The 8,899-nt window shown below is 45.2% G+C and carries 8 protein-coding genes; all 8 read left to right on the forward strand.

What is annotated here, in order from left to right; translation table 11 throughout:
* The first annotated feature begins 39 nt into the window (after window positions 1–39).
* The gene (gene araD, locus P8O70_05290; protein MDG2196291.1) at window positions 40–1,776 is read left to right on the forward strand and encodes an L-arabinonate dehydratase; all 1,737 of its coding nucleotides are present in this window, start codon (window positions 40–42) and stop codon (window positions 1,774–1,776) included.
* Between the two features lie 61 nt (window positions 1,777–1,837).
* The gene (locus tag P8O70_05295; protein MDG2196292.1) at window positions 1,838–2,944 is read left to right on the forward strand and encodes a Gfo/Idh/MocA family oxidoreductase; all 1,107 of its coding nucleotides are present in this window, start codon (window positions 1,838–1,840) and stop codon (window positions 2,942–2,944) included.
* Between the two features lie 60 nt (window positions 2,945–3,004).
* On the forward strand, window positions 3,005–4,027 hold the full coding sequence (gene iolG / locus P8O70_05300) for an inositol 2-dehydrogenase (GenBank protein MDG2196293.1): 1,023 nt from the start codon (window positions 3,005–3,007) through the stop codon (window positions 4,025–4,027).
* Window positions 4,024–4,797, forward strand: a complete 774-nt coding sequence (locus P8O70_05305) for an ATP-binding cassette domain-containing protein (protein ID MDG2196294.1) — start codon at window positions 4,024–4,026, stop codon at window positions 4,795–4,797. The genes iolG and P8O70_05305 overlap by 4 nt, the downstream gene beginning before the upstream one ends.
* Before the next feature lie 16 nt (window positions 4,798–4,813).
* A complete protein-coding gene (locus tag P8O70_05310; GenBank protein MDG2196295.1) occupies window positions 4,814–5,827 on the forward strand; it encodes an ABC transporter permease in 1,014 nt (337 codons plus the stop codon).
* A gap of 88 nt (window positions 5,828–5,915) precedes the next feature.
* Window positions 5,916–6,920: a sugar-binding protein gene (locus tag P8O70_05315; GenBank protein ID MDG2196296.1), complete on the forward strand. Its 1,005-nt coding sequence runs from the start codon at window positions 5,916–5,918 to the stop codon at window positions 6,918–6,920.
* Window positions 6,921–7,003: 83 nt separating this feature from the next.
* Window positions 7,004–7,807 carry an SDR family oxidoreductase gene (locus P8O70_05320; GenBank protein MDG2196297.1) on the forward strand — a complete coding sequence of 268 codons (804 nt, stop codon included), beginning with the start codon at window positions 7,004–7,006 and terminating at the stop codon, window positions 7,805–7,807.
* Window positions 7,808–8,230: 423 nt separating this feature from the next.
* A partial coding sequence (locus P8O70_05325; GenBank protein ID MDG2196298.1) for an aldo/keto reductase occupies window positions 8,231–8,899 on the forward strand: 669 nt, incomplete at its 3' end.

Genomic DNA, 8,899 nt, shown 5'->3' on the forward strand with positions numbered 1-8,899 from the left:
GTCAAATATTTTTGCAAACCCCCTGATCAGCTTTTATTGATGACAACTTCCTCTCGACGAAACCCAGATGAATTGAGAAGTTCGCGTTGGTATGCACCCGATGATTTAAGAAGCTTCGGACATCGTTCACGCACAAAGCAGATGGGATTTCATAAAGATGAGTTTCTTGGCAAGCCAGTGATTGCGATCATCAATCCCTGGAATGAACTGAACACCTGCCACACTCACTTCCCGCAGCGGGTCCAAGATATTAAAAGAGGAATTTACCAGGCAGGAGGCTTTGCTGTTGAACTGCCGGTGCTCTCCTTAGGAGAGCAATTGCTCAAACCAACTGCGATGATGTATCGAAATCTACTTGCGATGGAAGTGGAAGAGGTTTTGCGCGGCTATCCAGTGGATGGGGCCGTGTTATTGGGTGGGTGTGACAAAACCACTCCTGGTGTACTGATGGGTGCTCTCAGTATGAATTTGCCATTCGTATATGTCCCTGGAGGAGCGATGCTTCGCGGAAATTGGCGGGGAGAGACACTGGGTAGTGGGACTGATGTTTGGAAGTACTGGGATCAGCGTCGCACTGGGGAATTGGATTCAGAAAGTTGGGAAGAAATTGAAGATGGAATTGCCCGCTCACCAGGTACCTGCATGACTATGGGTACAGCTGCCACGATGATGTCATTGGCAGAGGCGCTCGGATTGAGTATGCCTGGAGCGTCTTCGATTCCTGCAGTTGATTCAAATCACAATCGAATGGCTTCCTGGAGTGGGCGTCGTGCAGTAGAAATGGTTTGGGAGGATCTCAAACCCACAGATATTATAAGTGATGATTCCTTTGTCAATGCGATCATGGTTCAGATGGCAATCGGAGGTTCAACAAATGGAATCATCCATCTTTTGGCAATGGCTCGCAGAGCCGGAATAACTCTTGATCTTGAGCGCTTTGATAAGATTTCTCAGGGGATTCCATTGCTTGCCAATGTGAAACCATCAGGCCAATTTGTTATGGAAGATTTCTATTTTGCAGGGGGCCTGCGGGCGTTGATGCAGCAATTGAAAGATCGCCTGAAGTTGAACGCGAAGACAATCAATGGTCGAACTCTCGGAGAAAATCTAAAAGGTGCTGAAATTTATCATGACGATGTTATTCGTCCACTAGAGAATCCAGTAAAGCCAGCTGGCGGCACAGCAGTTCTGCGCGGTTCCCTTGCTCCACAGGGAGCGGTCATCAAGCCGTCGGCTGCTGAAGTTAGACTACTGAAGCATCGTGGGCCTGCTATCGTTTTCAAAGACATCAGAGATCTGAAAGCTCGGGTAGACCGCGATGATTTGCCAGTGACTGCTGATTCTGTACTTGTTCTTCAAAATGCTGGGCCAGTGGGTGCCCCAGGGATGCCAGAGTGGGGTCAACTGCCAGTACCCAAAAAATTATTGCAACAAGGAATCAGAGACATCTTGAGAATTTCAGACGCAAGAATGAGTGGAACCAGCTATGGAGCCTGTGTTTTACATGTGGCTCCTGAAGCAGCGCTGGGTGGACCACTCGGCTTAGTGTGTGATGGGGATTTAATTGAGCTTGATGTGTTCGAGAGACGCCTTGATTTACTTGTAGAACCTGAGGAGTTAGAGAGACGTCGACAGGAATGGCAAGCTCCAGCTTTGAAACATCGCAGAGGCTATGCAGCACTGTATGTTGAACAGGTTACTCAGGCCGATGAAGGTTGTGATTTTAGGTTTCTGCAGGGGGCTCCAGGCGAAACAGCAGAACCAGATATCTTTTGAATTTAGTCGGTGGACTAAGACCTCTTAAATAACCCCTTTACAACATAGATGACTAAGTGAAATGAGTACGATCAGAGTTGGAATTGCAGGAACAAGCTGGTGGGCAGACGCGATGTACTTGCCTGCTTTGGAGGGAAATCCTAATGTAGAAGTTGTCGCAGCTTGCGGAAGGAATCATGAACGTGCAGAGGCTTTTACGCAAAAATGGAAAATTCTCCACCACTTTGTCAACTTCAAAAAAATGCTGGATGAGGTGGAGTTGGATGCTTTGATCGTTTCGACAGGGAACGACACTCATGCTTCCTTCACCATAGCTGCCTTGGAAAAAGGAATCCCTGTTCTTTGTGAAAAGCCTCTGGGTCTCAACTATTCGGAAGCGCTTAAGATGACCAAACTTGCGCAGGAAACCAAGTTAGTTAATCTCGTACCTTTCACTTATTCCTTCATGCCTACGGCTCGCTATCTTAAACGGCTGATCGATCAAGGTTATATCGGGAAACCTTATCACTGCAATCTTCGCTACTACACAGGATACCGAAGAAAAACTGAGTACACCTGGCGTCTGAACACTGCAGTAGCAGGATCTGGAGCTCTGGGAGATATTGGCTCTCATTTCATTTATTTAGCTCAATGGATAATGGGTTCTGTCAGTGCGGTGTGTTGTCGTCTAGGTTCACCCATTGACCGACCCAACACAACCCCGGATGGAAAACCATTTACCCATACCGATGACACCGCAATGGTCATGCTCGAGTTTGCCAATGGCGCTCAAGGGATGATTCATGCGACGACGATCTGCTATGAAGATTCTCCATTTGGTCAAACCCACCATATGGAGTTTCATGGTTCGGAGGGGACCCTTTACTCAGTCACAGATTGGGATAAGGTGCAGAGGGTTCATGGGGCTCAGGTTGGTGAGGGATTACCCCATGAGCTTCCAATTCCGGATGATATTTGGGGCAAGGCCCGCAGGGATACAGTACACAACACCTATCGAGATGTTTTCAGGCAGGATGGACATATGATTGGAGACTTCATCGAGGGAGTCCGCACAGGACAAGCAGTCCGTCCTGATTTTGCTGCGGGGACCGCTGTGCAGCGTATCCTTGATGCAGCATTGTTAAGTCATCAGGAGGGTCGTCGGGTACTGATTGAAGAAATACAATAACTTTTTAGCTATCTCATCACCGAAAAGGGATTTTAATCAAATCGTAAAAACAGGGGAAAAATGATTCGCTTTGCTCTGATTGGCGCTGGTCGTATTGGCCAAATGCATGCTGCCAACATCTTAGCTCATGATAGGTGCAGCTTGAATTTGATCTATGATGTTCATGCTCCATCCAGTGAAGCTGTTGGGGCGAAAACTGGTGCCAAGGTCGCCCGAGATCCAGATGAAATTTTTAATGATGCAGACGTAGATGCCGTGTTTGTGGCTTCTTCAACACCCACCCACGCTGATTTTATCGTCCGTTCAGTTCAGTCCGGCAAAGCGGTTCTTTGTGAGAAACCAATCGATTTGGATATTGCAAAGGTTGAAGAGTGCAGCAAGCATATCAGTGGTGCAAAGAGTCTGATTCAGATTGGCTTTAATCGCAGATTTGACCCGGGACATGGGCAGTTGGTCAGTGCTGTTCGAAACGATGAGATTGGTGACTTAGAGCAAGTGATCATTAGCAGTCGTGACCCTGAACCTCCACCAAAAGCCTACTATCTGGCTGCTGGTGGAATGCTGAGAGACATGACAATCCACGATTTTGACCTGGCACGCTTCGCCTTGGGTGAAGAGGTCACTCAGGTAACTGCATTTACTAGTAATCTCTTTGATCCAGTCGCAAAAGAGATTGGTGAGATTGATTCCGCGATGATCCTGATGAAAACTACCTCCGGAAAGCTCTGCCATATCAACAATTCTCGCCATGCAACCTATGGTTATGACCAACGTCTGGAAGCACACGGTAGCCAAGGGATGTTACGATCTGAGAACCGGCAGCCCACAAGCGTTGAGCGTTTCAATGCGAAGGGTTCTAATTGGCGTGATGCCTGTGAATTTTTCTTTATTGAGCGGTACCGACAAGCCTACTTGAAACAGCTAGAGAGCTTTATGGATACTCTGGAAGCAGGCTCAGAGTCCAAAGTTTCCTTCGAAGATGGTCGCCGTGCGTTGATTCTGGCGAATGCTGCTTACCGCTCTGTGGAAACTGGAAAGGTAGTTACAGTGAATTATGAAAATCCACTGGAGGAGGCATCATGAGCAGTTCCTCACTGGAGAACCCATCAAAGCCGGTTTTTTTAGATCTGCGAAATATCAGCAAATCCTTTGGGGCCATTGAGGCTCTCAAGGGGATTAACATGCAATTGTTTGCTGGTGAGGTCGTGGGATTAATGGGAGATAATGGGGCTGGTAAATCCACTCTGGTCAAGATTTTATCAGGGAATTATCCACCAACAGAAGGTGAGATGCATTTAGGAGGTGAGCGTCGGCAATTTAACAAGCCGGTTGATGCTCGATCAAATGGTATTGAAGTAGTCTATCAAGACTTGGCATTGTGTGATCACCTCACCGCTGCACACAATGTGTTTTTGGGGCGAGAAAAGAAAAAAAGAATGGGGCCATTAAGAATTCTGGACAACAAATTTATGTTTTCCAAGGCAGGTGAAATTTTTGCGATGCTGAAATCTGAGACACGTCCACGTGACTTAGTGAAGCAAATGTCTGGTGGTCAAAGACAGGCGGTTGCTATCGCACGCACTCAACTCTCTTCGCCAGAACTTGTATTGATGGATGAACCAACAGCAGCTATCTCAGTCCGGCAGGTCAGCGAAGTCTTAGGGTTGATCAAGCGTCTTCAGTCACAGGGTGTTGGGATCCTCCTAATCAGTCATCGAATGCCAGACATATTCACAGTCTGTGATCGAGTCGTAGTGTTACGAAGAGGAGAGAAGGTTGCTGATAAACATATATCAAACACTTCTCAGGATGAAATTACAGGATTAATTACTGGTGCCGTCGAAAGCGCTTAATTGAAAAGGTAATTCAATGACTGATGCAAGTCTTACAAAAGCTATTGATTCCCAAACACATTCAGTTTGGCAACAGCTCTATCGTTCACAGCCATTTTGGGTAACTGTTGCTGCAATTGGCCTATGTGTAGTACTTTCTTGGGCGGGTACAAATTCACGTGGAGAGCAGGTTTTTTTTACTGCTCAAAACTTCAATAATGTTGCTCTTAACTTTTCATTTATTGGTATTATTGCAATCGGAATGACAGCCGTTATTATCACTGCTGGTATAGATCTTTCGGTTGGTTCAGTAATGGGATTGTCAGGGATCGCTACCGGTTTGACTTTATCAAGTGGCTACGGGGTTGAAGCTGGAATTGCGGCCGGATTATTAACTGCTCTAGCCTGTGGATTGGTCAATGGTTTTCTGATTAGTTACGTGGGTTTGTCCCCTTTTGTTGTAACTCTTGGAATGCTAAGTATTTGTCGAAGTTTGGCTTTGGTAGTTTCTAATAACAAAATGTTTTATGAGTTTGGGCCTGATGAAGACTTATTTGTCAGCATTGGTGGAGGAAGCTACTTTGGTATTGCAAATTCATTAGTCCTAATGCTGATCTTAACAATTTTTCTGGGATTCATGCTAAATTATACTGCCTGGGGTCGACATTTATATGCCATAGGTAGTAACGAAAATGCAGCAACTATGACAGGGGTCCCTGTAAAAGCTGTCAAAATGTCTGCATATCTTTTCTGCAGTCTTACAGCAGGAATGTCAGCTATAATGATTGTCGGCTGGATGGGATCTGTCACCAACGCTTTAGGAATGATATATGAGCTTCGAGTGATTGCTTCTGCAGTCATTGGAGGTGCTGACTTGATGGGAGGAGTTGGATCTGCATATGGGGCATTGATTGGTTCTTTTTTAGTGGAACTGATTAGAAATGGTTTATTGATGGCAGGTGTGGATCCCTATTGGCAGGGCACCTTTGTGGGCCTATTCATCATTTTTGCGGTGGCATTGGAAAAGATCCGAAGCCACCGTTCTAGTTAACCAAATTTCAAGGAGACTGCCTATTGAATGACACAAGAGTTTGTGAGTATTTACTGAATGTCTGTTTTTTCATATCAGGAGAATTTTTATGAAAAAGTTTTTACTCGGAGCTTTGCTGCTACCGTTCAGCCTAACTACGATGGCCTTTGCTGGTGGACACGCAAAACTGACTTTTGCTCTCGTACCTAAGGCGATGAATAACCCCTTCTTTGATCTGGCCCGAGATGGCTGCAAAAAAGCAGAGGGTGAAATCGAAGGTATTGAATGCCTGTACATTGGTCCTGGTGAGCACACTGAACAAGAACAGATCCAAATTGTACAAGACTTGATCTCGCGAAAGGTAGATGGCATTGCTGTAGCGCCCTCTAATGCACCTGCAATGGGTAAGGCTCTCAAGCGAGCAAAAGAAGCGGGAATCAATGTGATTACTTGGGACTCTGATTTGCTGGCCAAAGATAAGGGTTTACGAACTGCTTATGTTGGTACAAACAATTACGATATTGGAGTCAACCTGGCCAGGCTGACACAGAACTTGAAGCCACTAGGTGGATCAATCTGCATTCAATCTGGTGGAGCATCGGCCGCTAACCACAACGAGCGCATGCAAGGTATTCGTGATACACTAGCAGGCACATCGGGAACGACACCTCCTGGTGACCGATTAACAGGCCAGAATGGCTGGACTGAACCAGATGGTTGTCCACTTTACACAAATGACGATTTCCCACTTTCAGTGCAGCAAATGGCAGATATTTTTATCAAGTATCCAGACCTAACCGCTTACGTTCCAACTGGTGGTTTCCCTCACTTTGTTCCTAAGGCATTCAGACGAGTGGCAGGAGAAAATCAGGAGAGAATCCGCACTAAGCAAACAGCTGTAGTTGTTGCTGATACTTTACCAATGCAGATGGAAATCTTGAAGGATGGTCTTACGCATGGTTTGGTTGGGCAACAGCCCTATATGATGGGGTACAAAGCAATGTACGTCCTGAAGGACCTAGCTGATGGAAACGCCGTTGAGGATCCCATCTACACAGGACTAGATGTGTGTCCATTTGAAGCTGCTTGGAGTTGCCTCTCTGGTGGGGGTTGATGGCTAGTCGATAGTCATTCATCCATTTATTTTCTGCATGAGGTCGCTTGATCTCGTGCAGATTCTCCTCTTCATGAAACAACATGACAGAACAAAATCTTACTGGAAAAGTCGCTGTTGTTACTGGTTCCACTCAGGGTCTTGGATTGGCAATAGCCCAACTCTTCGCTAAGCAAAAAGCTGCTGGTTTGGTGATTTGTGGAAGGAATGCGCAAAATGGTGAGAAGGCCGCAGAGTTTTTGAAGAGACAGGGAACTCCAACAGAATTTGTACAAGCAGATTTATCAAGCGTAGAAGACTGCCGAAAAGTGATTCGAAAAGCTGATCAAGCGTTCGGTAAAGTTGATATTCTGGTGAATAGTGCAGCAATTACAGATCGTGGAACCATTCTGGATACTTCAGAAGAACTTTTTGATCGCATGTTTGCAATCAATACTAAGGCTCCCTTCTTTTTAATTCAAGAAGCTGCCAAGATCATGATTCGCGAAAAGATTAAGGGGGCAATTGTTAATATTCAGAGTATGTCAGCACATGGAGGTCAACCGTTTATCGCAGCTTACTGCGCAGCAAAAGGTGCACTTTCCATCGTCACCAAAAACTCTGCATTCAGCCTAATGAAAAATAAGATTAGAGTAAATGCACTAAATATTGGTTGGATGGACACTCCCGGGGAAGACAGAATTCAAAAAGAATATCATCGCGCTGAGTCAGATTGGTTGGCTAAGGCAGAAGTTGATCAACCTTTTGGACGTTTGCTCAAAACGGATGAGGTAGCACGCGCAGTACTCTTCTTGGCGTCCGCCGATTCAGGAATGATGACTGGATCCATTATAGATTTCGATCAGTCTGTTTTGGGTTGCTATGACAGTCCTCCTCATCCAGCGTAGTTATTAGAATGCAATGAATTAATGAAGAAAATGAATACAGATTCAAATGCTCAGTGATTAATCCAGTTACTGCTTCAGGGCTTGTTTCTTTGAGAGTTTTTAAGAAATCTTTTCCCTCCTAGTGAAACTGCAAAACGGTCCTACTTATAATAAGTCAGGCAAACCAATTACTTACTAAAGTTACATTGTTTCCGGTACCTTTGATTTCTCTGATTGAAGAAAGAACCATAGCAACTTACTTAGTAAGCACTAAGCAGAAATGAGCTATCACAAGACTCTCTGCTGTCTTATCAACGCTTGCAAATAAGCGTTCCTCACTTGCCTAAACAAGGACCTAGTTCCTATCACTAAAAAATATCTTGACAAAGGACTAATTTGAAACAGCAAATTTTGGAAAAGAAAAGGATTGGAAAAACTGATCTGATGGTATCCCCTTTGTGTTTTGGAACTTCCGGATTGGGGAATATGCCGGATACCTATGGCTATGAGGTGGATGAGAAACGAGCAAGAGAAACCCTCAATGCCATTTTTGATGGTCCAATAAATTTCCTCGATACTTCTAACAACTATGGATTTGGGCGTTCTGAAGCAAGGATTGGTGATGCGCTGAGGGAGAGAGGTGGTTTACCAGATGGTTTCGTAATATCGACCAAAGTAGATCGTGATATGGAGAATGGTACTTTTGACGCCAGTCGTACAAGGCGATCTTTGGATGAAAGTCTGACTAGACTTGGATTAGAAAAAGTTCAAATCCTTCACCTTCACGATCCTGAGCATGCACGCGACTTGAAGGAAATAACTTGTAAGGGTGGTGCACTTGATGAGTTGTTCAAAATCAAGGAAGAAGGATTGGCTGAGGCCGTAGGGTTGGCGATGGGTAGAATAGATGTGATGGAATCTATTCTTTGGGACTGGCCCTTCGATTCGCTGATGAATCACAACCGATGGAATATCATTAATAAATCGGCAGACAAGGTATTCACAAAAGCCCATGAACGAGGCATTGCTATTCTAAACGCAGCGCCATACGCTTCAGGAATTCTTGCTAAAGGTAGTTCTGTAATGCCAAGAATTGCCTACCAAGATGCTACA

The sequence above is a fragment of the SAR324 cluster bacterium genome (assembly GCA_029245725.1).
In the GTDB taxonomy this organism is placed as follows: domain Bacteria; phylum SAR324; class SAR324; order SAR324; family NAC60-12; genus JCVI-SCAAA005.